17 protein-coding genes are annotated in these 26,926 nt (G+C 61.7%); 5 read left to right on the top strand and 12 right to left on the bottom strand.

Annotated features, from left to right (window positions below):
- Window positions 1-79 precede the first annotated feature (79 nt).
- Both J5Y21_RS07190 and pta read right to left on the bottom strand, forming a co-directional pair.
- Entirely contained in the window at window positions 80-1,279 is a 1,200-nt protein-coding gene (locus J5Y21_RS07190) for an acetate kinase (protein WP_210574038.1), read from the bottom strand.
- Window positions 1,279-2,652, bottom strand: coding sequence for a phosphate acetyltransferase (gene pta / locus J5Y21_RS07185; RefSeq protein WP_210574037.1), 1,374 nt, complete (start codon window positions 2,650-2,652; stop codon window positions 1,279-1,281). Before pta ends, J5Y21_RS07190 begins: the two co-directional genes overlap by 1 nt.
- A 340-nt stretch (window positions 2,653-2,992) precedes the next feature.
- On the opposite strand from pta, the gene J5Y21_RS07180 reads away from it, so the two are divergent.
- A complete protein-coding gene (locus tag J5Y21_RS07180) occupies window positions 2,993-4,375 on the top strand; it encodes an FAD-dependent oxidoreductase (protein ID WP_210574035.1) in 1,383 nt (460 codons plus the stop codon).
- An 89-nt stretch (window positions 4,376-4,464) separates the two neighbouring features.
- Window positions 4,465-4,593: a hypothetical protein gene (locus tag J5Y21_RS11795; protein ID WP_282597873.1), complete on the top strand. Its 129-nt coding sequence runs from the start codon at window positions 4,465-4,467 to the stop codon at window positions 4,591-4,593.
- Between the two features lie 825 nt (window positions 4,594-5,418).
- On the opposite strand, the gene J5Y21_RS07175 is transcribed toward J5Y21_RS11795, so the two are convergent.
- The 4 genes from J5Y21_RS07175 to J5Y21_RS07160 form a co-directional block, all read right to left on the bottom strand.
- Window positions 5,419-9,417, bottom strand: coding sequence for a YPDG domain-containing protein (locus tag J5Y21_RS07175; protein WP_210574033.1), 3,999 nt, complete (start codon window positions 9,415-9,417; stop codon window positions 5,419-5,421).
- Window positions 9,418-9,991: 574 nt separating this feature from the next.
- The gene (locus J5Y21_RS07170; protein ID WP_210574031.1) at window positions 9,992-14,254 is read right to left on the bottom strand and encodes a YPDG domain-containing protein; all 4,263 of its coding nucleotides are present in this window, start codon (window positions 14,252-14,254) and stop codon (window positions 9,992-9,994) included.
- Window positions 14,255-14,965: 711 nt separating this feature from the next.
- The gene (locus J5Y21_RS07165) at window positions 14,966-16,255 is read right to left on the bottom strand and encodes an adenylosuccinate synthase (RefSeq protein ID WP_210574029.1); all 1,290 of its coding nucleotides are present in this window, start codon (window positions 16,253-16,255) and stop codon (window positions 14,966-14,968) included.
- 549 nt (window positions 16,256-16,804) lie between these two features.
- On the bottom strand, window positions 16,805-17,212 hold the full coding sequence (locus J5Y21_RS07160) for an NUDIX domain-containing protein (RefSeq protein WP_210574027.1): 408 nt from the start codon (window positions 17,210-17,212) through the stop codon (window positions 16,805-16,807).
- 47 nt (window positions 17,213-17,259) lie between these two features.
- Here J5Y21_RS07160 and J5Y21_RS07155 point away from each other — a divergent pair, with 47 nt between their 5' ends.
- Both J5Y21_RS07155 and J5Y21_RS07150 read left to right on the top strand, forming a co-directional pair.
- Complete coding sequence (locus tag J5Y21_RS07155; protein WP_210574025.1) at window positions 17,260-18,036, top strand: hypothetical protein; 777 nt, start codon at window positions 17,260-17,262, stop codon at window positions 18,034-18,036.
- A gap of 401 nt (window positions 18,037-18,437) precedes the next feature.
- Entirely contained in the window at window positions 18,438-19,289 is an 852-nt protein-coding gene (locus J5Y21_RS07150; RefSeq protein WP_210574023.1) for a PRC and DUF2382 domain-containing protein, read from the top strand.
- Window positions 19,290-19,478: 189 nt separating this feature from the next.
- Here J5Y21_RS07150 and J5Y21_RS07145 read toward each other — a convergent pair whose 3' ends face one another.
- Window positions 19,479-20,882: an FUSC family protein gene (locus tag J5Y21_RS07145; RefSeq protein ID WP_246875041.1), complete on the bottom strand. Its 1,404-nt coding sequence runs from the start codon at window positions 20,880-20,882 to the stop codon at window positions 19,479-19,481.
- A gap of 302 nt (window positions 20,883-21,184) precedes the next feature.
- On the opposite strand from J5Y21_RS07145, the gene J5Y21_RS07140 reads away from it, so the two are divergent.
- On the top strand, window positions 21,185-21,649 hold the full coding sequence (locus tag J5Y21_RS07140; RefSeq protein ID WP_210574021.1) for a hypothetical protein: 465 nt from the start codon (window positions 21,185-21,187) through the stop codon (window positions 21,647-21,649).
- A 76-nt stretch (window positions 21,650-21,725) separates the two neighbouring features.
- Here J5Y21_RS07140 and fbaA read toward each other — a convergent pair whose 3' ends face one another.
- The 5 genes from fbaA to J5Y21_RS07115 form a co-directional block, all read right to left on the bottom strand.
- The gene (gene fbaA, locus J5Y21_RS07135) at window positions 21,726-22,760 is read right to left on the bottom strand and encodes a class II fructose-bisphosphate aldolase (RefSeq protein ID WP_210574019.1); all 1,035 of its coding nucleotides are present in this window, start codon (window positions 22,758-22,760) and stop codon (window positions 21,726-21,728) included.
- Window positions 22,761-22,894: 134 nt separating this feature from the next.
- The gene (locus J5Y21_RS07130; protein WP_210574017.1) at window positions 22,895-24,049 is read right to left on the bottom strand and encodes a glycoside hydrolase family 76 protein; all 1,155 of its coding nucleotides are present in this window, start codon (window positions 24,047-24,049) and stop codon (window positions 22,895-22,897) included.
- 49 nt (window positions 24,050-24,098) lie between these two features.
- Window positions 24,099-24,785, bottom strand: coding sequence for an RNA methyltransferase (locus J5Y21_RS07125; RefSeq protein WP_210574015.1), 687 nt, complete (start codon window positions 24,783-24,785; stop codon window positions 24,099-24,101).
- On the bottom strand, window positions 24,772-25,326 hold the full coding sequence (gene pyrE / locus J5Y21_RS07120; protein ID WP_210574013.1) for an orotate phosphoribosyltransferase: 555 nt from the start codon (window positions 25,324-25,326) through the stop codon (window positions 24,772-24,774). The genes J5Y21_RS07125 and pyrE overlap by 14 nt, the downstream gene beginning before the upstream one ends.
- A gap of 2 nt (window positions 25,327-25,328) precedes the next feature.
- Window positions 25,329-26,612 (bottom strand): hypothetical protein, encoded by a 1,284-nt coding sequence (locus J5Y21_RS07115; protein ID WP_210574012.1) that lies wholly within the window; start codon window positions 26,610-26,612, stop codon window positions 25,329-25,331.
- Between the last annotated feature and the right edge of the window lie 314 nt (window positions 26,613-26,926).

The following is a 26,926-nucleotide window of genomic DNA, read 5'->3' as shown; positions in this document are numbered from 1 at the left end:
GGCAGGTGCAGAGGTCCGGAAACGCGAAACCCGGCCCCAGCAATGCTGGAACCGGGCTCGCTGCGTAAGAGCAGAGCGCTTAGAGCGACTCGGCGATCGCGGCGGACTTCTGCGCGATGGCGAGCTCCTCGTTCGTCGGGACGACGAGCACCTTGATGGCGGAATCCTCGGTGGAGATGATGCGCGGGCCGGAGCCGTTGACGTTCTTCTCCTCGTCAATCTTGATGCCGTAGTTCTCCAGGTTGGCCAGGGAGTTGGTGCGGACGGTGGCGTCGTTCTCACCGACACCGGCGGTGAACGTGATGGTGTCCACGCGCCCCAGGGTGATCATGTAGGCGCCGATGTAGCGGCGGAGGCGGTGAATGTACACGTCGTAGGCCAGCTTGGCCTTCTCGTCGCCCTCGTCCATCTTCTCGTGGAGGACACGGAAGTCGTTGACACCGGACAGACCCTTCACACCGGACTGGCGGTTGAGCAGGTCGTCGATGGCGTCGATGTCCATGCCGGCGGTGCGGTTGAGGTGGAAGATCACGCCCGGGTCGATATCACCGGAGCGGGTGCCCATGACCAGGCCTTCCAACGGGGTGAGACCCATGGTGGTGTCCTGCGCGTGGCCGCCGCGGATAGCGGAGACGGAAGCACCGTTGCCCAGGTGGAGGACGATCTGGTTGAGCTCCTCGACGGACTGTCCCAGGTGGTCGGCGACCTCGCGGGCGATGAACTCGTGGGAGGTGCCGTGAAAACCGTAGCGGCGGATCTGGTGCTTCTGGGCGACATCCAGGTCGATCGCGTAGTTGGCGGCTGCAGCCGGCAGGTCATTGAAGAAGCCGGTGTCGAACACGGCGATGTGCGGGACATCCGGGAGCAGGTCGCGGGCGACCTCGATGCCGTCGACGTTCGCGGTGTTGTGCAGCGGGGCAAGGGGGACGAGCTCGCGGATTTGCTCGACAACCTCATCGTCGACAAGCACGGGCGCGCTGAAGGTGTTGCCGCCGTGAACAACGCGGTGACCGCAGGCGATGATGTCCACCTGGGTCGGGCCGGCGCCGTTGGCGTCCAGCATGGCGATGGCCAGCATCAGGCCGCCGCGGTGGTCGCGGATCGGCATATTGGACTCGACGTGGCGACCCTCAATCTTGATGGAGATGCGGCCGTTCGGCTCGCCAATGCGCTCGACCAGGCCGGTGACGAACGGGCGGTCGGAAGCGGATGCGGTGGGGTCGACGATCTGGAATTTGATCGACGAGGAACCGGAGTTGAGGACGAGTGCGTAGGCCATTAGTTAGCTCCTTGAGCCTGGATTGCGGTGATTGCGACGGTGTTGACAATGTCCGGGACGGTCGCGCCGCGGGACAGGTCGTTGACCGGCTTGTTCAGGCCCTGCAGGACGGGGCCGATGGCGAGCGCGCCGCCGGTGCGCTGCGCGATCTTGTAGCCGGCGTTGCCAGCCTCGAGATCCGGGAAGACGAAGACATTCGCCTGGCCGGCGACCGGAGAATCCGGGGCCTTCTTCTTGCCCACACCCGGGTCAGCGGCAGCGTCGAACTGCAGCGGGCCGTCGATCGCGGTGTCCGGGGCGAGCTCCTTCGCCTTGGCGGTCGCCTCGACAGCGCGCTCGACGTCCGGGCCGGAGCCGGAGGTGCCGGTGGAGTAGGACAAGATGGCCACCTTCGGGTCGATGCCGAACTGCGCCGCGGTCTTCGCGGACACAGCGGCGATCTCGCCGATCTGCTCGGCGGTCGGGTTCGGGTTCACGGCACAGTCGCCGAATGCCCAGAGGCGGTCGCGCATGACCATGAGGAAGACCGAGGACACGACGGATGCGCCCGGCGCGGTCTTGATGATCTGGAACGACGGCTTGATGGTGTGCGCAGTGGTGTTCGCCGCACCGGAGACCATGCCGTCCGCCAGGCCCTTGTGGACCATCATGGTGGCGAAGTAGGAGATGTCCTTCATCGTCTCGCGCGCTTCCTCAACGGTCACGCCCTTCTTCTTACGCAGCTCGGCGAATTCTTCCGCGAACTCGTCGAGCAGGTCGGAATTGAGGTGGTCGATGATATTCGCGCCCTCGAGGTTGAGGCCCATATCGTCGGCACGGCGCTCAATATCGTCGCGGACACCGAGGATGGTCAGGTCCGCCACGTCCTGCTTGAGCAGCTGGTGCGCGGCCTCCAGAATGCGGTCGTCCTCGCCCTCCGGCAGCACGATGTGCGCGCGCTTCTCCTTCGCGCGAGTGATCAGCCAGTTCTCGAACACAGCGGGGGACATGACCTGCCGCGCGTCGGTGCCAAGTGCGGCATCGAGAGCAGAAGCATCGAGCTTATCGACGCCCGAAGCCTGCGCCCCCAGCTCCTCCACTCGTGCCAGAGCGAGCTCTGCTGCCGGGCTTCCTGCTGCGCCGGTGGCTGTGAGCAGCAGCACCGGGACACCGAGCGCCGTGGCGACCTCCGCGTCGAAGGTGTACTCGCCGGTACCCACGATGAGGCTGTCACCGTCCGCGAGCAGATCCGCCGACACAATCGCGGAGTGCTCACGCTCCTGGTCGTTCAGGTTGACGACCTTCAGGTTCTTCTCCCCTGCCAGCGCCTCGATGTCACCCCCCTCGAGTTCGCGGCCTACCGCAGTGATGAGAACGGACCTGTTTGCAGCCATCTAGGAACAACCTTTCCGGGCTTTCACCCTATGGTTTCGCGGGTATTCGCATCTTGCACGCGAATCATGCGCGCATCTCGCGCAGCGGATCGACGCGCTCACCTGCGCGCTCTATCCAGCTCATTTCAAGTGTAGTCACCTGCCCGGACACACGCAGGTGGCGTTGGTTACACCCCGCAGCGCCACACCATCAAACCGCTCGGTCCAATACAAAAAGACCACTTTGTCTAGATTCGTTTGGTCAATGCCCTATACTGGCACTACAAATAACAGCAAGAACTACCCGCAGGATGCCCTGCGTGAGACACCAGCAACAGCGCAAAGGACAGTTTCAACCTTCATGAGTACTCCCACTTCCGACAACACCCTCCGCGTCGCCGTCGTCGGCTCCGGCCCCGCCGGCATTTACGCCTCCGACCTTCTGGTCAAGTCCGATGTGGACGTGCACGTGGACCTCTTCGAGCGCATGCCCGCCCCGTTCGGTCTGATCCGCTACGGCGTCGCGCCTGACCACCCGCGCATCAAGGGCATCGTGAAGTCCCTGCACAACGTGCTGGATAAGCCGGAGATCCGCCTGCTGGCCAACGTCGACGTGGGCAACGACATCACTGTCGAGGAGCTGCAGGAGTACTACGACGCAGTCGTCTTCGCCACCGGCGCGACCGCCGACCGCGACCTGAACGTCCCGGGCGCGGAGCTGGACGGCCACTACGGCGCCGGCCAGTTCGTCGGCTTCTACGACGGCAACCCGAACTTCACCCGCGACTGGGATCTCACCGCTGAGAAAGTCGCCATCGTCGGCGTCGGCAACGTCGCACTCGACATCGCCCGCGTGCTGGCCAAGACCGCCGACGAGCTGAAGGTCACGGAGATCCCGGACAATGTCTACGACAACCTCAACGCCTCCGCTGCGAAGGAGATCCACGTCTTCGGCCGCCGCGGCCCGGCCCAGGCCAAGTTCAGCCCCCTCGAACTGAAGGAGCTCGACCACTCCGGCAGCATCGAGGTCATCGTCGACCCGGAGGATATCGACTACGACGAGGCGTCGGAGGCGGCTCGTCGAGAAGCGAAAAGCGTCGACCTTGTGTGCCAGACCCTGGAAGGCTACGCGATGCGCGACCCGAAGGGCGCCCCGCACAAGCTGTTCATCCACTTCTTCGAGTCCCCCGTGGAGATCATCGGTGAGGACGGCAAGGTCAGCGGCTTTGTCACTGAGCGCACCGAACTCGACGGCAACGGCGGCGTGACCGCCACCGGTGAGACCACCACCTGGGACGTCCAGGCTGTCTACCGCGCCGTCGGCTACCGTTCCGACGCCATCAACGGCGTGCCTTTCGACGACCACCGCGCCGTCATCCCCAACGACGAAGGCCACGTGCTCACCGAATTCGGCGGCGACATCGTCCCCGGCCTGTACACCACCGGCTGGATCAAGCGTGGCCCCGTCGGCCTGATCGGCAACACCAAGTCCGATGCCAAGGACACCACCACCATGCTTCTCGACGACTACCGCAACGGCACCCTCACCCCCACCGAACACCGCGACGACCAGGCCATCCTCGACCACCTCAAGGACAAGGGCGTCAAGGTGACCACCTGGGAAGGCTGGCACAACCTCGACGCCGCCGAACGCGCCCTCGGCGAGGCCGAAGGCCGCGAGCGCAAGAAGATCGTCGAGTGGGACGACATGGTCAACGCCTCCCACCCCGAATATTCGATCTAGCGTTCAGCCAACAACGTTCTAAAGTGGGGCCACGGTATCGTGGTCCCACTTTCACATTTGCGCACCAACCACCACGATCAGGAGAAACAATGACAGCCCTTGATCAGCGCCGAACCATACGCCCCGGCAACCGCGAGAACATCGAGCGAATCAAGGCCGAAATGCACCGAGAGACTCAGCTCTACCGCCTCCGCGTTTCCGCGAAGAAACCCGGATGACCTGCGGCGTGCAACTTGCCGGGCTTCCACTTTTCACCGCTAGATGTACTGATCGGAGACGTTGGTGCAGCGGTTCTATTTGGCTCAAACGCTGAGACGAAAGAAACGCCTCCACGTTGAATTTGAACCAGTCAGAATTCACACCCCCAAGACACCTTCCCCATCAACACGATCGCCCCAAGGGGCCTCGTCACACTCCGAGGAGTGCCGGTGACCTCGGGGCTGACACGCCGGAGACTACTGTCAGGCTCAGCACTGCGCAAGGCGTCCCTGCCGATCCGGCCGATGAGACACTCGCACTCACCACGTGCCCACCTCATGCCGCGTGACTCTGCATTCTTGCGGATCGAGAGAGTCAGTGGAAGCTGAAAGGAAATATTCGCGGATCTTTGGCCAGCGTTCTTTAGAAAGTAGCCCACAACGCTCCCAGCGAAGTAGCCCATCCGAAAACGATTGGATGAGTGATTTCTTTGGAGCGATGAGCACAGATCCGTTGCCTGCGTGGGCAGGGTTTGTCGATACGCAACCATCGCCACCGAGGTTGGCTGCGCGAAGAAGACTGTCGGCAGCACGCACAATGCGCAGCAACACCGGCTCCACACGCGCCATACGCTCCGCGATGCAGAACGACGACGCTACTCTGCGTACCGACGGCCCGCTCAAACTTCCCTCATAACCGCTAGAAGGACGAAATCACCGCCGATCCTCTACCCATTCAGGTAGGGACCGGCGGTGATTTATTTCAACTCACTAGCCGGGGCCGGCGCTCGCTCCCCGAGGGGAGCACCAGTGCCGATCCACGGTCTAGCGGGTGCAGCTCAATTCTTACTGAGCTGTGTTCCCCTCGGCGCTGGAGCCTTCGCCAGAGCCCTCGGCCGGAGCATCAGCACCGTCGGTGGCACCGGAACCCTGGGAGGAACCATCCTTGCCCTCAGCTTCGGAGGAAGAACCCTTGCCACCCTCAGAGTTGGAGGAACCGTTGTTCTCATCCTTGCCCTTGGACGAACCCTCGGAAGAGGAACCCTTGTCACCCTCAGCCTTAGAAGAAGAACCCTTGGAAGAAGAGCCCTTGTCACCCTCAGCCTTAGAGGAAGAACCCTTCCCGAAGATGCTGGACACCTCAACGTTGGTGTCCTTGATCTTGGTGTTGCCCGGACCACACTTGGTAGCAATGGTCGTGATCGCGGCGATGCCGTAAGCCAGAACCGCAAGACCACCCAGAACCTGGTTCAGGTTCGCACCTGCACCCTTCAGCTGAGCCTGGAAGTCAGCGGCAGCCTTGGCCAGACGCGGATCCATGATGCCCAGCTGGTTCTGCAGAGCAGTGTTCGCATCCTGAATCTGACGACCAACCTGACCCTGGATTTCCTGCAGACCCGGGATCGCAGTCTGGGAAGCAATACCCAGCGGGATCAGAGCCAGCAGCGGCAGACCGAAGCCGACCAGGGACTCCGTGCAACCCTCACGATCGGAGGAGCTAATCGGCTTCTCCTTGATCGTCACCGTAACAGTGTCGATGACCTTGCCGTCCTTGTCCTTGACCTCAACGACAATCTTGTCGCCCGGCTTCGCTTCCTTAGACGGAGTGACCTTGATGTTGCCGTCCTCGTTGATCTCAGCCGTACCCGGACCTTCGGTCTCAACCGTGGTGCCATCCTCGACCGGACCACCGGTGTTCGGAATAGTTACCGGCTTATCCGGAGTCGTGGTGGAGTCATCCCACTCCGGCGTCTTCGCCGGCTCGTCGACGGTGACAGTGACGTCAACCTCATCGGTGGTGCCGTCCGGGTAGGTCACCTCAACCGGAACAGTGATCTCGTCACCCGGCTTCGCATCCTCCGGAACCGGAACAGTGACCTCACCGGTGTTCGGATCAACCTCAACGCCCTCCGGAGCGTTGTCACCCGGCTTGAACGTGGTGCCCTCAGGAGCCTTGGTCTCCTTGCCGTCCTTGTCCTTGAACTCAGGAGCCGGAACCGTCACATCCTCGCCCGGCTTACCAGAACCATCCTCGTAACCAGGCTCGAACTTGTCCTTGTCCTTCTCAGTCGGAGCCGGAGTATCCGGCTTCTCGACGGTGACAGTGACGTCAACCTCATCGGTGGTGCCGTCCGGGTAGGTCACCTCAACCGGAACAGTGATCTCGTCACCCGGCTTCGCATCCTCCGGAACCGGAACAGTGACCTCACCGGTGTTCGGATCAACCTCAACGCCCTCCGGAGCGTTGTCACCCGGCTTGAACGTGGTGCCCTCAGGAGCCTTGGTCTCCTTGCCGTCCTTGTCCTTGAACGTCGGAGCCGGAACCGTCACATCCTCGCCCGGCTTACCAGAACCATCCTCGTAACCAGGCTCGAACTTGTCCTTGTCCTTCTCAGTCGGAGCCGGAGTATCCGGCTTCTCGACGGTGACAGTGACGTCAACCTCATCGGTGGTGCCGTCCGGGTAGGTCACCTCAACCGGAACAGTGATCTCGTCACCCGGCTTCGCATCCTCCGGAACCGGAACAGTGATCTCACCGGTGTTCGGATCAACCTCAACGCCCTCCGGAGCGTTGTCACCCGGCTTGAACGTGGTGCCCTCAGGAGCCTTGGTCTCCTTGCCGTCCTTGTCCTTGAACGTCGGAGCCGGAACCGTCACATCCTCGCCCGGCTTACCAGAACCATCCTCGTAACCAGGCTCGAACTCACCGTTCTGGTTCGGCGCCTTCGGGTTGGTGCCGTCTTCCTTTTCCTTGTCGTCCGGGACGCCGTCACCGTCGTCGTCATCGTCCTCGTTGTCAGGCTTGCCGTCACCATCGGTGTCCAGCTTGAACTTCGCCTCAGCGTCGTCCGAGGAACCATCCGGGTAGGTCACCGTCACAGGAACGTCGAATTCCTCAACGGTGTCCTTGTTCAGCTTGGACTTATCCGGGAAGGTCACGGTGATCTCACCGGTGTTCTCGTCGATCTTGACCTCATAGCCCTCAGGAGCCTTGAAGTCCTCCGGGATCGCGAACTTGGAGCCCTCAGGGGTCTCAACCTTCTCCTCGGTCGGGTTGCCTTCCTCGTCCTCACCGGTCTTGGTGAAGGTCGGGGAAGACTTCGTCTCCTTGCCCGGGACGACGAGCTTGTCCTCGTACGCTGGCGTGTGCTCGTCCGAGTCCTTGGTCACCAGGACGGTCCATGCGGAAACGTCGTTGCCACCGGAGACCAAAACGACGTTGAAGTAGTCGCCCTTCTTCGCATCCTTAGGGATATCGAACGTGCAATCCGCGACCTGCTTCTTCACGGACTTGGACTGGTCGAGCTCACAGGTCTTTTCAACGTTGCCCTCCTGGTCGCGCCATTCGACCTTCGACGGCAGGCTCGAAAGATTGCCGTCGAACTCTGGAGTCACCGTGGTGCCGGGTGCAGCAGGCTTGTCAGTTGCGTTGTAGTCAGCCGTGATCGACACCGGGGTATACGGCATGACGGCGTAGTTCACGTTGTAGATCGAGTTGACCTGCTTGCCGTAGCGTGGCTTGCCCTGATCCTTGACACGCGAAGTGACAGCAATGTTCCTGTTTGGGACGGCCGACGCACGGAAGTTGCCGCCTTCCTTGTAGTTCTGGAAGATCGGGGTGTGGAAACCGGTGTATCCGTTCTGGACCACGCCATCCTTGTTCTCCACCCACACGAACACGTGGTCCTTGTTGAGAGAATCTTCGTTGGTCTGGTTCGCATCGGTCAGTTCACCGAAGCGAAGCGAGTAGTAGCCATCAGGATCGGTCTTACCGTAGACAGTCTTGTGGATGTACTCGGGGTGATCCTCGAGCATCTTCTTGGTCGCGTCGGCAAGCTTGTTCGGGTCGTCCTTGAACTGCTCGTGCAGCTTCTGGTTTGCCGCCGCACCGTCCTTGGTCAAGGTCGAAGCGTACACGGTGTAGCCATCAGCAGGCTCGTCGATCGAGTTCATCGAGGGACCGGTAGCAACGATGCCCTTGTCCGGACCACCGGTCTCAAGCCACACACGGCCGGAAAGAACGTTCGAAACATCCAGCTGCCCCGCCGGATTATCGATCGGACCCTCCGGGTCCTCCACAAGCTTGTCGCCCTTGGCAGCCATCCAGCTGGTCTCGTGGTTCGGCGGAACCTCCTGGTAGAAGGCGGCCATCAGCTGGATATTTCCGTCAGCCGCTGCGAATGAGCCGAGCGGCCCCTCGACCAGACCATTGAAGGAGCCCGGCACGAAGCCATTTGCCTGACGGAACATGACCATCTTGTTGCCACGATCGTTGGTGTACGGCTCGACCCAGATGCGGTGCTTCTGGTCGGTGCGTGCAGCCCAGGTGTGCTCGCGACCGAGCTTGTCAGTCCAGGTGATGCCCTTATCTTCCGTACCGAAGGCGAAGGTGCCCTTACCGCCGTTACCACCGACGATCGGACCTTCGAGAGTATGGGTTTTCGCGCTAAAGACCGGTGAGTACGAGCCATCCTTGTCCCGGAACTGCGCATACACGGTAACACCGTCCAGCGGAATATTTCCGTTGTCAATAGTCGATCCCGGGTTACCCTTCGGGCCGGTAAGGTACACGTGGCCCGAGATCAGGCCTTTGCCGACACCGTGAGCATCGGTCAGGTTGGCGGGCTTGGTAACACGGCCGCTGGCGATCATGTCAGCGTCGATGATCGCGTTCTGATCCGACTCCCCAGGGGCAGGAGCCGGCTCCGCCGTATCCTCCGCAAACGCCGCCGGCACAGCAGCCGGGTTCACGACCGGCTGCACCGCCGGCGCGATCAACGCCAGGGAGAGAGCCGCAGCCGCGATAGACGTGCCGCGGCGGCGGGGGATGTTCTTGAAGTTCATGTTTTCCTTCCAGAGACAGTGAACAATCTGAAGTATGGAGTTCTGGCGAGCGTTAGATGAGCTCAAGCTCACTGACACTGGCCTGCTATGAGATGCGCTGGCCTCACTCAGGATGAGTTGCGGGCACCATACGTTTTCTCACAGCTATAGAAACTATCAGCGTCAAGAAAATGTATCCAGCCCGAAAGAATGTACAAGCTGCCAGAGAGTCGGAACATCAGTAACATCAGCACCAAATAGCTGGTGAAACAATGGACGGTTACATCGAAAATTTCTTACCGCGGGCAGCGCTATCTGGGGGCAAGAGAAGAGGGAGGCGTCGACAAGCGCGCAATTGCTTGTCGACGCCTCCCCTGCCCCCACACAAAAACCACCGCCGACCCTCTACCCGCAGTTGGGTAGGGATCGGCGGTGGTCGTGTATCTGGTGCTGACCCAGCCGCCGGGCGACTCCCGGATGGGAGCGGCCAAGCGGCTAGCTAGCGGTCAGCGGTGTTGCCCACCAGCGATTAGTTGGTGGCCGTTTCCTCGCCAGCGTTCGGCTCGACCTCGGAGTTGTTCTCCTCAGCTGGAGCCTAAACCTCAGAGCCATCGGTAGCGCCGGAGCCCTTCGAGGAGCCCTCCTTGCCCTCAGAGTCGGAGGAACCCTGGTTCTCATCCTTACCCTTAGAGGAACCCTCGGAAGAAGAGCCCTTGTCACCATCGGACTTAGAGGAAGAACCCTTGCCGAAGATGCTGGACACCTCGACGTTGGTCTGGGTCTTGGTGTTGCCCGGACCACACTTGGTAGCAATGGTCGTGATCGCAGCGATGCCGTAAGCCAGAACTGCCAGTCCGCCGAGAACCTGGTTCAGGTTTGCACCTGCACCCCGCAGCTGAGCCTGGAAATCAGCCGACGCCTTAGCCAAACGCGGATCCATAATGCCCAGCTGGTTCTGCAGAGCAGTATTCGCATCCTGAATCTGACGACCAACCTGAGCCTGGATGTTCTGCAGACCCGGGATTGCAGTCTGGGAAGCAATACCCAGCGGGATCAGAGCCAGCAGCGGCAGACCGAAGCCAATCAGGGACTCGGTGCAGCCTTCACGATCGGAAGAGCTGATCTTCTTCTCACCGACGGTCACGGTCTTGGCCTTGTTACCGGCTCCGTCGCGGACCTCGATCTTGTCGCCCGGCTTGAGCGGCTTATCCTCCGGAACCTTAACGGTCCAGTTGCCGTCCTTATCGGTCGTCGTCTCGATCTCTGTGCCATCCGGCAGGGTAACGATGATCGTCTCATTCGGACGGTCACCAGTACCAGTGATCTCCTTATCACCCTCCGTCACCGGGTTCACGGTCGGAGCAGTCTCGTCCGCCGGCTCGTCGATGGTGACGGTGACGTCAACGGTGTCCTTCGAACCATCCGGGTAAGTCACCTCAACCGGAACAGTGATCTTGTCACCCGGCTTCGCATCCTCCGGAACCGGAACAGTGATCTCACCGGTGTTCGGATCAACCTTCACACCATCCGGAGCCTTATCACCCGGCTTGAACGTGGTGCCCTCAGGAGCCTCGGTCTTGTTACCGTCCTTGCCCTTGAACTCAGGAGCATCAACCGTAACATCCTCGCCCGGCTTACCGTTACCCGGCTTGTACTCAGGATCGTAGTTCTCGTTGTCCTTAGCCTCCGGCTCGTCGACGGTGACAGTGACATCAACGGTGTCCTTCGAACCATCCGGGTAAGTCACNTCAACCCTGACATCCTCGCCCGGCTTACCATTACCCGGCTTGTACTCAGGATCGTAGTTCTCGTTGTCCTTAGCCTCCGGCTCGTCGACGGTGACAGTGACATCAACGGTGTCCTTCGAACCATCCGGGTAAGTCACCTCAACCGGAACAGTGATCTTGTCACCCGGCTTCGCATCCTCCGGAACCGGAACAGTGATCTCACCGGTGTTCGGATCAACCTTCACACCATCCGGAGCCTTATCACCCGGCTTGAACGTGGTGCCCTCAGGAGCCTCGGTCTCCTTGTCATCCTTATCCTTGAAGACCGGCTTCTCAACCGTGACATCCTCGCCCGGCTTACCGGTGCCGTCCTCGTATTCCGGCTCAAACTGACCGTTCTGGTTCGGCTTGGAAGGCTCGAGCGGCGTCAGCGGGATCGAACCCTTGTCCTTCGGGTTGGAGCCCTTGTCCTTCTCTTCCTGGTCGGGGATGCCGTCGCCGTCGTCGTCCCCGTCCTCGGAGTCAGGCTTGCCGTCACCGTCAGTATCCAGCTCGAACTTCGCAGTTGCGTCGTCCTCGGAACCATCCGGGTACTCGACCTTCACCGGAACCTCGATCTCTTCAGCGGAATCAGCGTCGAGCGTGTCCTTGTCGACTGTGACGGTGACTTTGCCGGTCTCCGGATCAACTTTTGCCGTGTAGCCCTCCGGAGCCTCGAAGTCCTCCGGAATCGAGAACTTGGAACCCTCAGGCGCATCAACCTTCTGGTCGGTGACATTGCCGTCTTCGTCCTGCTTCTTGAAGGTCGGCTCAGACTCAGCCGGGGTACCCGGAACGACGAGCTTGTCCTCGTACTCCGGCTCGACAGTGGTGTCAGTATCCACAGCGACTTCGAACGGAGCGGAACCGACAGTCCTGGTGCCATCCTCCAGGACTGCAACAACCGGAACGTCAAACTTCGTGCCCGGCTTTGCATCCTTCGGGAATGTCAGAGTCACTTCACCAGTGGTCTCGTCCAGCTCAACGGTGTAGCCTTCCGGCGCCTGGAACGTATCCGGGAGCTCGAACTTGGAAACCGGCGACGGCAGGTCCTCGCCCTTCTCACTCTCCACCTCATCGGTAGTGGTGTTATCAAACGTCGGAACACCAGACTTCAGCGGCTTACCGGCTTTGCCCTTCTTCTCCTCGTAAATAGGAGCCCAACCAACGAGAACCGTGAAAGAATCAGCGGCGATGCGGCTTCCACGGGCATTATCCTCGGCGATGTCAATCGGGTAGAGGTCAGCACGGAAAGTCGTGGTCTTATCGATACCGTTCGGGAACAGATCTTCATCGCCAGTGTCCAGCGGGAAGGATGGAAGCTCACCGTTCGAATCAGCCTCCAACGGTTCACTCTTGTCAACAACTTCGCCGGTGTCAGTGTTGACCCACTCAATTTCGTATCTGAGGTTGTTTACAAACTTCCTCGGCACACCCTTGGTGTCTGTCTCTGCGACATCGCCCGGCTTCGCCCAGTTATCAGCGGAGTCGTACGGAGTCACATCGAACGTCACATAATCCGCGTACAACGAAATGAACGCGGTGTTGAGGTGCTCGCCAACCTTCACAACATTCCAAGTTTCACCGGTGTTATAGCGGGCTGTATCCAGGTAGCCGTTGGTATGCCACGGAGTCTGAACACCAAAGCCCGGCACATCCTCGGTGGAAACAAACAACCAATCCCAGTTGACATGCTTAGGCATCTTCTCCGCTTCGTTACCGGTTGCCCCCTTGCGGAAGGTGCCGTAGTTCGGATCCGGTGCCACGGTGCCAAGCAGATCCCATGCGACATGCTCGGAACCATCCGGGAACGAGACCTTAGTACCGTCATTACGCGTCAGCGGGTTACCCCTGGAACCGCCGGTACCACGATCACCCTTTTCATCTTGGCCGAAAGTGCCGTTGAACTGCAGCGTGTAGTTGTTGTCTGCACCTACCGTCGCCATGACAGTTTCGGCGATCCAGCGGTCCTTACCGAACTTCCCGGTCACCGGATCCTTCGCGGTATCCGCAGCCATCTCGCGCTTGATCCAGTTCTGAAGAGCAGCCTCATTGTCACGGGACCAGCCCTTAGTCGGCGTCCTACCGATAGTACCGCTAGGAATCTCGTCAACACCGATTGCTGCCGGTGCTTCGTTCATGATCTTGTTGATCGCGTAATCCGACAGGTAGGAACCGTAGATCTTCAAACCCTCAGCAGCCACATCACCGCTATTAAGAGTGTTCATCAGGTTCCAGGTGAATGCGCCCTGGGTGTGGTCCTGCTCCCAGAAGGCCTTGCCCTGCACCTGGCCACCCTGACCGGAGGACTTCTTCGGGTTCTCAACCGCCTGGTCCAGCTTGTGCATGACCTCATTCTGCGGCTTCTCACCGTAGAAGAAACGCACGTTGTTCACGCGGTTACTGCCAACCAACCACTGCATCGACGTACCCTGCGTATCGATCGAATTGGCCTGCGGACCAAGGAAGCCATTGTTGTAACCGTAGATCTGCTGGAACGTCTCACCATCCGGGTTCTCAGCCCAGACACGGATCTTCTCGCCTTCCGGCAAGTTAGGGTCAGCGTCAAACTCATGAAGACCGCCGAGTGCATCGAAGAACGGACGCATCTTGATCGCGTAACGCCCATCCGGACCGGTGACCGTGGTGTAAGTCGGCGAGGTGTAACCGTCCTTGTCCACCCACTCGGCGTAGACACGCACACCTTCCATCGGAATCGGCTGGAAGTTCGTCGTGTCCGGGTTAACAGTCATGTTGCCGTTACGGAGGTTCAGCACGTAACCCTGGATAGACTCGGTGTCTCCCTGCGTGGTACCGGACTCAATTGTGCCCGCTTTCTTCACCGGCGGCTCGAAAGTGTAGCGCGGCTCGCCAACCGAGGTCTGGTAGATGCCGTCAGCATTCACACCCGGATACTTGACACCGTTCTTTTTTGCATTCGTCTGGCCAGCCTCGTCTTTGGTGGACGCGAACGCCGCCGGAACGGCACTCGGATTCGCCACCGGTTGCACACTCGGCGCCACCAGCGCCAGGGAGAGAGCCGCAGCCGCGATCGTCGTACCGCGACGGCGGGCAATATTTGTTTTCCGCATGAGTTTCCTTTCAAGAAACGTCAGTAGGTCTTAGGAATTACAACTGGGACGCGCGCACGTCTCGATCCATCCGTGCAAAGCGTCCTTCGATGAGATGCCCCAGTGCCACTCAGGGATAACTACGAGCGCCATACGGTTTCTCACAGTGATAAAAACTATCAGCGGAATGTTTCTTAAGCGAGTTACTTTTCCGGAAACTAAGAGAACTAATCACTTTAAATGTAATGACAACTAACATAATTAAAGGTCAGGGAATGAGTAGTCCCACAAACATAAGATAAAAATAACTCACCCCTTAAGGAAAGAAAGCTCGCCAGTGCGCTTATGAACACAATCAGGGGTACCCAGTTAACACCAAGGTTCCTGGGACCCGCCGATATGCATGGAAGTGCGCTGTTAGAGGACGTTTCCACCCTTTACGCCCCCTTGCTACCGACGAGGTACAGCGGGAGCGACGGGGGCAAGGAAGGGGAAAAGACCAGTTAATTCACCCTTCCACGACGCTTTATTGGCCCCATTCCTTTAAGTCGCCTTTATTCGGCACACACTTCACTGAAACGAGCACGGCCACCCCGTCGCCATTTTTGCTTGATTGGGAAATTACCTACACAAGCGGTGGTGAACAGATGAGACGTCGCAAAGCAAAAGCGCGCCTCCTTCCAGAAGCGGAAGGGGGCGCGCTAGACCGTGAGGTACGGCGGACGTGCGCGGTTAGCGCTCCATGACGTCGTGGCGCACGATCGTCTGGTCGCGGCCGGGGCCGACACCGATGTAGGAGATGGGGGCGCCGGAAAGCTCCTCGAGGCGCAGGACGTAATCCTGGGCTCGCTGCGGCAGTTCCTCGAAGGTGGTGCAGCCGGTGATGTCCTCGTTCCAGGCCGGCATGGTCTCGAAGATGGGCTCGGCGTGGTGGAACTGGGACTGGGTGAGCGGCATTTCGTCGAAGCGTTCCCCGTCGACGTCGTATGCGACGCAGATGGGGATTTCGCCGATGCCGGTGAGCACGTCGAGCTTGGTCAGGAAATAGTCGGTGAAGCCGTTGACGCGTGCGGCATAACGGGCGATCACGGAGTCGTACCAGCCGCAGCGGCGCTTGCGGCCGGTGTTCACGCCGACCTCGCCGCCGGTCTCCTGGAGGTAGTCGCCCCATTTATCGAAGAGCTCGGTCGGGAACGGGCCGGCGCCGACGCGGGTGGTGTAGGCCTTGACGATGCCCAAGCACGCGGTGATCTTCGTCGGGCCGATGCCGGAACCGACGCACGCGCCGCCAGACGTCGGGTTGGACGAGGTGACGAACGGGTAGGTGCCATGGTCGACATCGAGCATGGTGGCCTGGCCGCCCTCCATGAGGACGTGCTCGCCGCGGTCGAGTGCGGCGTTGAGCACCTGCTCCGCGTCGATCACCATCGGCTTGACGCGGTCGGCGTAGCCGAGGAAATAATCCATGATTTCTTCGACTTCGATCGCCTTGCGGTTGTACATCTTCACCAGCATCTGGTTTTTGACGTCCAAGGCGGACTCGATCTTCTGGCGGAGGATCGACTCGTCGAAAAGGTCCTGCACGCGGATGCCCACGCGCGCGACCTTGTCCGCGTACGTCGGGCCGATGCCGCGGCCGGTGGTGCCGATTGCGCGCTTGCCCAGGAAGCGTTCCTGCACGCGGTCCAATGTCTGGTGGTACGGCGTGACCAGGTGCGCGTTGGAGGAAATGCGCAGGCGAGACGCGTTGGCGCCGCGGGCTTCCAGACCGTCGATCTCCTCGAAGAGCGCCTCGAGATTCACCACGACGCCGTTGCCCAGCACCGGGGTGGCGTTCTCGCTGAGCACGCCGGCGGGGAGCAGCTTCAACTCGTATTTCTCGCCGCCGACGACCACCGTGTGGCCGGCATTATTGCCGCCGTTCGGCTTCACCACATAGTCGACTTTGCCGCCGAGAATATCTGTGGCTTTGCCCTTGCCTTCGTCGCCCCACTGGGCACCGACAATGATGATGGCCGCCATTAAAACGCTCCCTTATTCACGCTGTGCTTCACAGCTATCGTGTGCGTGCTTCATGCGGGGTGCTCGTCGCGGGCCGTTCATGGCAGGCCCTTCCCCCGCAAAAGTCCAGCGTCATTGTAGCGCCAACGCACCTAGGACTTCGAAGTGAGCGCCGGGAACGGTGTTTTTGAAGCGCGGTTCATCGAAGGGGAGCGAGAACACTGGGGTTGACGGGAAGTTGAGGCGGGATAAGCGATGCGGAGCCCGCGGGGATATGTGTGAGATGGTTTGAGGTCATCTCTGCCCGCATTCACTAGCTGATAGGCGGCTGGCTGCAGAAACGTTGAGGCGCAATGAGGACAGTGGCCGCAGCATGCGCATTAGACAAAATGCATACAGGCAGTGTCCTCAATGTCAGTCAACGTATTGGCAGTTCAACCGAGGTGAGATGACAATCAAGGTCACCCGTGTCCGCGATTCATTTCAGGGATATGCACGCGGATATCTCGCGGGGTTACTGCGAGACAAGCGTGACACCCCAGGTTTCGCGAGGAGAAAAATGACGAGCCACTAGCCCAACGCCGGGAAGACCTTCGTCTCCAGCAGAGGGGCCAGGTCAACGCCGGCCTCAGCTGGGTTGCGGGGGTCGACCCAGCTGAGCTCCTCGATCTCGGCGGCCGGTTGCGGGTCCACGGGATCGTCGCAGATAAAGATCGTGCCTTCCACGTCGCGGCCTGGCTCGTTGGCGGCTGGGGCGCGGAAGGTGGCTAGAGGGGTCAGCGAGGCGGCGTCGATAAGCGTGCCGATTTCTTCGCGCACTTCGCGCACGGCGGTGTCCAGCGGCGCTTCCCCTGGTTCCGGTTTGCCGCCGGGGAGCATGAAGCGGCTTGTGCCTCGTTTACGTACGGCGAGAACGCGGCCCTCGGCGTCACGGAAGACGACGGCGCACACACGGATCAGTTCGGTATCGGCAGACATGGGCCTCAATATACAAAGCACCACGCGCGGCTTGTAGCGTGAGCTTCATGCGGCTCATTCACTGCGCGTGCGGCACAGACACGCTTATTAAAGGCGCCGAGCACCACACCCTCCCGCCGGTCCCCTCGCGGCGCGACCTGAAATTCTTGGACGCGATTGCCCGCGAGGTTCTGCCTGTCGACCCCACACCGTCACTGCAGGAGATCGCTGCTTCGCCCAATGTGTCCCACCTCGGCGAACCCGCGCTCGCGCCGCAACAACCCGACGAGCGTCTGCGCATCATCGTCTCCGGCACCGACGCCGCGCTGTCCGCTGTACTCACGCGCATGATGCGCGCCGACTACCTGTGGGCCGAAATCGCGTACGTGCCCAGCGATCCCTCCTCCCCCGCCGCAGTCGTGTGGGGCACCGCCGTGCCACTCGCGGTGGATGGTCCCGTGCACCCCATCCCGTGCATCCGCAACGACGCGGGACTCGTTGTCGCCGGCGCCGCCACGCTCACCCACGTCGACGGTGCCCCATATATAGGAGAGATCGTCGTCGACAACGACGTCCTTGTCCGCAGCGACGGCCGCGGCCGCGCATTCGGCGCGCGCCTCGTGCCCACCACCCACACGCCAGGACTCGCCGCAGCAGCCATCCGCAAGCCGCGTTTCCGCAGGCAAACGCTTATCGACGCCACCTTCACCCCCTCCGGACGCGCCCTCCAATCCGGCGGCCGATCCATCCTCGTCACCGTCGACGGTGTCCCTGCGAAACGACCCGTCGAGCGCGTCACCTTCTACCGTCACCTGCGCGATATCCAGGCCGTGCGAGAGTTGTGATCGGTGCGTGGGGGCGGTGTTCGGGCGCGGTTGGTTCGCCGTTGCTTCGCCTTTCGAACGGCGTTGAATCGCCCTTAAATCGACGGGCGCGGGGAGTATGTTCCCCGGTTTGCGCAAACGTGATTTATCTCACATTTTCACGATTTCAAGCGCGTCGTGGCCGATTCGTTACCTCACCGAGACTCAATCCCGCACCCATAGCCCCACCCGCACCTCTACGACCTCTATTTCTGCAGGCCAACGAGGGCGACCGCGACACTATAACCAAACTCTGATGGCCTGCCCTCAAACTTTCGATTGATATGTCTGGTTTTCGGCCGGGCCCCTGCAGCGCCCCCGATCCGTCGTTACGTTGGGGTCTGTTCGATTCCGACAAAACATTTAAAGGAGATTCAGACATCATGGCTGATTTCAACCGCATCGAAGACCTTGCAAACGCAACCGCTTACGACGTGAACGGCGACAAGGTCGGTGGCGTCCAGGACGTGTACGTCAACGACACCACCGGCCAGCCGGACTTCGTGTCCGTCTCCCACGGTCTGTTCGGTGGCGGCGACTCCATCGTCCCGCTGCGCGGCCACACCCTCGAGAACGGCGACCTGCACCTGGCTTTCGCTAAGGACCGCATCGAGGACGCTCCGGATCTCGACGAGAACGGCCACCTCACCAACGCTGACCAGGAGGCCTTCTACCGCCACTACGGTCTCGAGGGCGTCGAGGAGCGCACCACCTACGAGACCGGCGCTGCTGGTGCTGGCGCACCTGCTGCAGGCGCTGCCGCTGGTGCAGGCGCTGCTGGCGCTGCCGCTGGTGAGCGCACCGAGGCTACCGACGCTAACCGCGCAGCTGCTACCGAGCAGCGCGACGCTAACGGCGAGATCATCCGCTCCGAGGAGCAGCTGAACGTCGACAAGGAGCGCGTCCAGTCCGGCGAGGTCCGTCTGCGTAAGTACGTCGTCCACGAGACCGAGACCGTCGAGGTCCCGGTTGAGCGCGAAGAGGTCCGCGTCACCCGCGAGCCGATCACCGAGGCAGACCGCGCTAACTACGACGGCAACCTGGGCGAGCAGGAAGCTTCCGTCACCCTGCACGAGGATCGCGTCAACGTCTCCAAGGAGTCCGTCCCGGTGGAGAAGGTTTCCCTGGACAAGGACGTCGTCCGCGAGACCGAGACCGTCACCGAGGATGTCGCCAAGGAGCGCATCGAGACCGACGGCAACGTCGTCGACGAGACCCTGCGCGACAAGAAGTAAGTCGCTTTGCACTCCGCCTTTAGCGGAGCGCGTTAGCTGAACAAAGAACCCCGGCACCGCCCTCGATCCCCTTTAGGGATCACGGAGCCGGGGTTCTTTCATGTCTCCTTCCACGCTGGGTTGCCTCAATCTTTGAATGACCCAACGCGTGAATGCATCACCCTCTCGGCGATGAATAGTGGGCGCCCGCTACCGTTCGTGGTTGTCGCTCTCGTCGTCGAAGAATCGATTCCGTACCTCGGGCGGGTAGGCCGGGGTGGCAGAGGTCGGCTTGAGAACAGCCACGGCGGACTCGCGGGACCAGCCACACACCTGCAGCAAGTCCACGATCAGGGAGCGCGACTGGGCCAGGATCGAGGACGCGGACAGCGCCGGCATGGCGGGCTGGACTGAATCAGCGGACGTGGGGCTGACCCGCCCGGAGGCGGTCTCCGACTCGGCGCCCGATTCGGAATCCGTGCCGGTGTCGGCCGCTGCCATGGCCTCCGCGGCGGCGGCGTTATTGGCGTCCTTGGCGGGACCCTCAAACGGCGAGTACGGGCCGAACGGCGGTTGGGCGTTCAAGTCAAGAACGTCCATGCCGGTTTCCGCGGCGAGCGCGCGCAGACGGTTGGTCAGGGCGGGCATGCCCTGGGCCTGACTGATCTTGGCGTTGACCTCGAAGATGGCGGACATGTCGAGCGCGATGGAAGAAAGCTGGTCCAGAATCCAGAGCTGCTTCGGGGAAACAGTGTCCTGGTCTTCGACGAGGACAAGGGCACGCCGGGCAAGCACGCGGCTCGTGCGGATCGCATTGTCGGTGGGCGGGACCATGCGGGACAGGGACGTGACATAGCGGCGAGAGCCCCACAGGAAGGGGGACAGCTGCGTGGATTCGCGGCCGGATTTGGTCGCGGACCTGATCGCGTCAATATCCGATTGGGTTCCGCGGATCGCTTCCAGTGCCACAGCCATTTCGGCGGGTTGTTGGTTGGAGATGCCGTGGGAGACGTCGTCAAGCACTGAGCTCAAAATCTTGAGTACCTTGGCAATCTCTTGCCGCGCTGTGGAAAGCGGCGCGGACGGCAAAAGCGCGACGACGGCGAGTCCGACCGCGGAGCCGATGAATGCGTCGATGGTGCGGTCGAGGCCAGTGACATCGGCGTCGGGCGGCATGATCGTGGTGATCAGGATTGAGCCGATCGCGACTTGGTTGGCCACGAGTGGCGATTTAGAGAAGAACGACGCGAACAGCAACGATCCGCCGACGGCGAGCGCGATCTGCCACCCGCCGGCGCCGAGCGGCGCGAACAGCAAGTCGCCAATGAGAACACCGAGAATACAGCCGAGCGACATGTCCAGAGCGCGCGTGATGCGCTCCCCTCCGGACAAGCCGACGATGATGATCACGCTGATCGGCGCGAAGAACGGCAGCGGGTGCCCGACCCACTGGTGCGCAATGAAATATGCGATTCCGGCGGCGATCCCGACTTGGAGTGCGGGAAGAATGCGTTGGCGGACGCGGCGCGCTCGCGCTTCGACGGAGTGCTCGACCGCGGCCATCCGCTCGCGCGTGGTCATACGCTCGCGTGTGGTGTTTTTCTCCATGGGCATCTCAATAAAAGTAGAACAAAAAGGCCAGGCCCCGAAAGGGACCTGGCCTTCACTGTAGACGTGTTTACTTCGACACGGACGTGCCCACCGAGTTGAGGTTCTCGCACGCCTAGACGACAGGCTCGTACTGATCGAAGACTCACCCGATTACCAGTTGATCATCAGCTACCAGCGCTGCGTCGTAGGTAGGTTGAAACCAGGCCAGCCCCACAGTTTCTGTCACCGAACTACCCTAGGGGCATCAATATCTGGCCGGCTCCGGGGTATGGAAGCCACACACCGTTGATTGGAAGGTTGTGACCATGATTGACCTGAATCCGTTGTTAGACCAGATCGACGCCGAGGAAGGGCTCGAACCGCCCGCCGACGCGGACACGATCAACGCCCTCGTTCCACAGTTCAAAGACCTATTCGGAATCGAGCCACCCGAGGCTCTGCAGCAGCTGTGGCAACGCAGCAATGGCGTGTGGGTCAACGGCGCGCACATCTACGGAACACGGGATTTCGAGGAAGGTGAGGAGGGCCGGGCGGTCCACACCTCGGGCGTTCTGGAGTCGAACGAGCGTCTGCTCGAGGGGCTGCACTCGATATCGTCGCCGCTGCGGTTTATCGGTGAAGTGGACGATCAGCTGTTGGCGTATGACACGGATGATCAGAAGTGGAAGCTTGTGGACAGCACCGCGTGGGACCCCGACGTCGACGAGGATGTGCACGCATCCTTCGAGGACCTCGTGGGCGATGTACTGCGCCGGGCGCTGGAGCTCTAAGGAGCAAGGCTTCAATAAAAGTAGAACAAAAAGGCCAGGCCCCGAAAATGGGACCTGGCCTTTACTGTGAGCGTGTTTACTTGGACACGGACTTGCCCACCGAGTTGAGGTTCTCGCACGCCTGGACGACACGATCAGCCATGGACTGCTCCGCCTTCTTCAAGTAGGAACGCGGGTCGTAGGTCTTCTTGTTGCCCACTTCGCCGTCGACCTTGAGCACGCCGTCGTAGTTCTGGAACATGTGCTCAGCCACCGGGCGGGTGAACGCGTACTGGGTGTCGGTGTCCACGTTCATCTTCACAACACCGTAGGACAGGGCCTGCGCGATCTTCTCCGGCTCGGAGCCGGAACCGCCGTGGAACACGAAGTCGAACGGCTTATCGCCTGCATTCAGGCCAAGCTTTTCGACGGCAGCTTCCTGCCCCATCTCCAGCACCTCCGGCTTCAGCTTCACGTTGCCGGGCTTGTACACGCCGTGAACGTTGCCGAAGGTGGCAGCCAGCAGGTAGCGGCCCTTCTCACCGGTGCCGATGGCGTCGATGGTCTTCTCGAAGTCCTCGCGCGTGGTGTAGAGGTTTGCGCCGGCCTTGGCCTGCACGCCGTCTTCCTCGCCGCCAACGACACCGATCTCGACCTCGAGAATGATGTTGGCCTTGCGCGCCTTCTCCAGCAGCTCCTGCGCGATCTCGAGGTTCTCGTCGATCGGGATGGCGGAACCGTCCCACATGTGGGACTGGAACAGCGGCAGCTCGCCGCGGTCCACGCGCTCTTGGGAGATGGCGATCAGCGGACGCACGTAATCGTCCAGCACTTCCTTCTGGCAGTGGTCGGTGTGCAGCGCGACGTTGATGTCGTACTTCTCAGCCACCTTGTGTGCGAATGCCGCCAGTGCCTCCGCACCCGCGACCTTGTTCTTCACGGACAGGCCCGAGCCGAACTCGGCGCCGCCGGTGGAGAACTGGATGATGCCGTCCGAGCCCGCCTCAGCGAAGCCGCGCAGCGCTGCGTTAATCGTCTCCGACGACGTGCAGTTGATCGCCGGGAACGCGAAGCCACCCTGCTTCGCGCGGTCGAGCATTTCGTTGTAAACCTCAGGGGTTGCAATAGGCATGGGGGTGTGGATCCCTTTCACTCGATGGTCACTCGGTGGTCACTCGTGTTGCCCGCGTGACTGTGAAAACCGCGCGGACTCTACGCATCCCAGTATGCCCGCGCCCGGGTTTTCCCGCATGAAGTTTCTTGGGGCTACTCCCCTTCGCGCTCCTTCCGCGCCTTGGACACCCGCGCGGCGGCCTCGAGGAGCATCCACCCGGAGAGCTGGACGGACAGGTCGCGCTCAGAGATCCGGGCCGTGCCCAGCGCATCGCTAATCGAGCTCGGTCCCAACGAATAGTTATGCGGCAGCTTCGCGTCGCGAGTCCAGCGCGCGGGAAAGATGGGCAGGCCGTCAACCTCGAGGCGGTGGTTCCACATCGATTCCGCACTCGCCATGACCAGGCGTTCAGCAGCGCGCTTGGCGCTGATACTGGCGGGGCTGTCCTCGGGCAGGCGCACCGCCACCTCGGCGAGGTAGCGCACCAGGATCCCCTTGAACAGACCTCCGTCACCGTCGCCATCGACCGGGTTGTCGATCACGCCGCCCGGGGTTGCCACATGCATTGAGATCGCCTGCACCAAAGACCGGATGTGGGTGATGTAGTAGACCTGCTCCTCCGGCTTGTCCTCGAGCCCGAGCGCGATTTCCAGTGCCGCGCCGAGCACGGTTCCCTGGTTGTAGGTGTAGATGGTGGGGGTGTTGCGGGGGCCGTCGGCAAGCAAACGCATGCCGTCTTCCACGAGGCCGTCATCGGACATGAGGTGGTCGAAGATCCAGTCGATGAGTGCCCGTGCCTTGTCCATGCGGCCCGTGCGCGCGAGCATGATTGCGGCTGGCCCGTTTGCCGGCACGTTGAAGAAATTCTCGTCCGTACGCCACGGCAGCACGCCCAGCACAGAGTCAAGACCAGCGAGAATGTTGAACTCGAGGTCGTCGAGCTGCTTCGGACGCGCCACCTTGTCCGACTGCGTCACGCGGTTCAGCGCCAGCGCGAGCCACGCTTTGTCGTCGTAGTAGCGGTTCTTGATCAGCTTGCCCAGATTGCGCAGGCGGATGCCGCGGATGGTGCGCACGATCGCTGCGCGGCGCGCCTTCGTCGACCGCCGTGATTCCGCGTCCACCAGACAATCGAGGTAGTGCGCCTGCCACCAGTAATGCCAGTGGAAGAACACCTTTTCCTTCGTCGTCGGCGGCCAGCTCACCACCGCGAGGTTGGTGCGGGGCAAGCCCCACAGCTTCGTCGCATGCCGCTCCGTGATCGCCATTTCAGCGAGGTCCGCGCGGTGCGCCCAAGTTTCTGGCACAAGCCCTCCTTTACATCGCTTCTAGCTTATCGACGTTCCCCTCTCCCCGTTACCCCTTCCATGCCCCATTCAGATCCCCGTGCTGGCGGATCCACGCATGCATGGCGATGCCCGCCGCAACACCGGCGTTGATGGAGCGCGTCGACCCGAATTGCGCGATCGAACACGTCATCACCGCCGCGTCCTGCGCCTGGTCCGTCACCCCCGGTCCTTCCTGTCCGAACAGAAGCAGGCACCGCTCCGGCAGCTCCGCCGTCTCCAGCGGGACCGAGCCGGGAGTGTTGTCGATCGCGACAATGGTCAAGTCATGTTCTCTCGCGTAGTCCGCGAGGTCAGCCACCGATTCGTGGTGAACGATGTGCTGGTAGCGGTCCGTCACCATCGCCCCGCGGCGGTTCCACCGCTTCCGGCCTACGATGTGCACCGCTTCTGCCAGAAAGGCATTCGCGGTGCGGACGACCGTGCCGATATTCATGTCATTCTCGAAATTCTCGATCGCCACGTGGAACGGGTGCCGTCGCGTGTCCAAGTCCGCCTTGATCGCCTCGAGTGACCAGTAGCGGTATTCGTCGACGACATTGCGCCGGTCGCCGTTGCGCAGCAGGTCTTCATCGAAGCGCTCGTCGGTCGGCCACTCACCCTCCCACGGGCCGACGCCGTGGCGGCCTTCCTGCCACTCGGTGGGGCCTTTCTCAGACTCGGGCTGGCTGTGCTCGGCCTGGCTATGCGAGTCCAAGATCGTCCAAGCCCAGCAGGAAGCGGTAGTCCAGTCCCGCGTCCTTCAACACGTCCGCAGCACCGGTCGCGCGGTCCACGACGGTCGCCACAGCCACGACCTCCGCACCCGCATCCTGGCACGCCTTCACCGCGGTGAGCGGGGAGTTGCCGGTCGTGGTGGTGTCCTCGACAACCAGCACGCGCTTGCCGGTGATATCCGGCCCCTCGATGCGGCGCTGCATGCCGTGCTTCTTCGCTTCCTTGCGCACAACGAACGCGTCGATCGGCCGGCCATCCGCGTGCATCACTGCAGTAGCCACCGGGTCTGCCCCAAGAGTCAGACCCCCGACGGCGTCGAAATCGAGTTCGCTGGTCAGCTCGCGCAGCAGCGCGCCGATCAGCGGGCTGGCCTCGTGGTGCAGCGTCGCGCGGCGCAGGTCGACGTAGTAGTCAGCTTCCTTGCCCGACGACAGCGTCACCTTGCCATGCACGACCGCCAACTCCCGGACCAGTTCCGCGAGGCGCTGCTTTTTGCCCGTGTCATTCGTGTTCTCGCTCATGGTCACCCAGGGTAGTCCGCATTACCGTCGCCGAAGATTGACGGGGGTTGGGGGCGGCGGGTGATGCGGGTGCCGTCGTTAAGCTGCTCTGGCGCTTCCCCCGTCGCGATCGCGTCGACGTCGTCCCCGCCCACCGCGCGATATTCCATCGTGCCGCGGACGCCGCCCGTGGTGCGCGTGGGCATTTCCAGCGGCTCCTCCGGCCTTGCGACGACCGGCCGCGCCATCTCATTCTCCCCGCCACCTGCGCTGGTTTCCGCCTCGATCGGGTCGCCCATCTCGCGAGTGCGGTGCTCGAAGTGCAGGTGGGGCCAGGTGCGCGGCGGGAGGGTGCGGGCGGCGTCGGCAAGCAGCGCGAGCGGCGCGAACACCGGCTCCCACTCCTGCGCACCCGCGTCGCCGTCGAGCTGGGCCAGCGCCCATTCCGACTCGAACCACACCGCACTGACCTGCTGCGGAAGAAGCTCCAGCGCCGTATTCACGCGGATGTCCAGCATCCGCTCCACCGGTCCCGCCTCCGAGCCGTACACCCGGAACCCCTCGATCTCAGCGACAGCGACCAAGTCCTCGGTAGCCCCCGACGCAGTCGCCTTACGACGCACGTCCACCACCACCCCACTTTCCATCCCCGTCCCCATCGCCACGACCGTCGTCCCGCCGATATCCGCGATCCTCGTCTCGTGCCCGAAACGCGTCCCCGTCAGCACGTCCGTCACCGGCTCACCCGCCGACGCCGCACCGCGCCCCCACTCGTCCTGGAGGAACTCATCCTCCCTCGCGTACTCGAAACCGTTCGCCTCCGCCCACTCCCGGCGTTCCTTGCGGCTGCGCTGCTTCGCCCCGGGGAGTTTGGACGGTAGGTGCTTGGGCAGCTTGGTTGGCAGCTTCGACGGCAGCTTGGTCGAGAAAGCCCCGGTCAGCGCGCTCCAGCGCGAGTGCGTTTTCTGACTTTCTTCGGAGTTTTCCTCTGCTGGTTCCGGGTGCACTTCTGGTTCTGGCTCCGGTTCCGGTTGCGCTTCTGGCTCCGGCTGCGGCTCCTCTTTCTCTTCAGCCTCCAGCTGCGGCTCTGGCTCCTTCTCCGGTACTACTTCCGGCTGTGGCTCTGGTTCCGCCGGTGCTGCTTCCTCGCGCAGCACCGGCTCATCGCGCACATCTTCCGCCGGTTCAGCGTCGCGTGGGGCGGTGTCATTCTCACTGGTCCTGCTCTTATCCTGCGCATCTGCGCGCCACAAAATACTCGCCCCGGCAAGGGCGAGTGCGGACAGTCCCAGAAGTATGTAACCCATCAGTACAAAACTGTATCCTCCGACGTCCCCTGAACTGGGCAGGCGTGGCTAGTTGTCGCGGGGTTCTGCACCGGGGTGGGACTTGTGCGGTCGCTGCAGCGGCCCAGATCGGCCCCTTAGGCGGTGGTTCCTAGATGTGAACCCCAAAAGTTAGTTTCCGCAGGTCGGCAAAATTGGCCGAAAATCCGCGACCTGGGGTAACTAAGTTTTGGGGTTAACATCTGCGGAGGGGTTCACATTTGGGGTTAACATCTGTGGAGCTGCGGATCTGCGGACAGCACCGGGCTCGGCAGCCCTAAAGCCCCCGGAGCTGC

It is taken from the genome of Corynebacterium sp. Marseille-P3884 (assembly GCF_017942225.1).
Taxonomy (GTDB): domain Bacteria; phylum Actinomycetota; class Actinomycetes; order Mycobacteriales; family Mycobacteriaceae; genus Corynebacterium.
The sequence above is the reverse complement of the archived record's forward strand: the minus strand, read 5'-3'. Positions and strand labels throughout refer to the sequence as shown.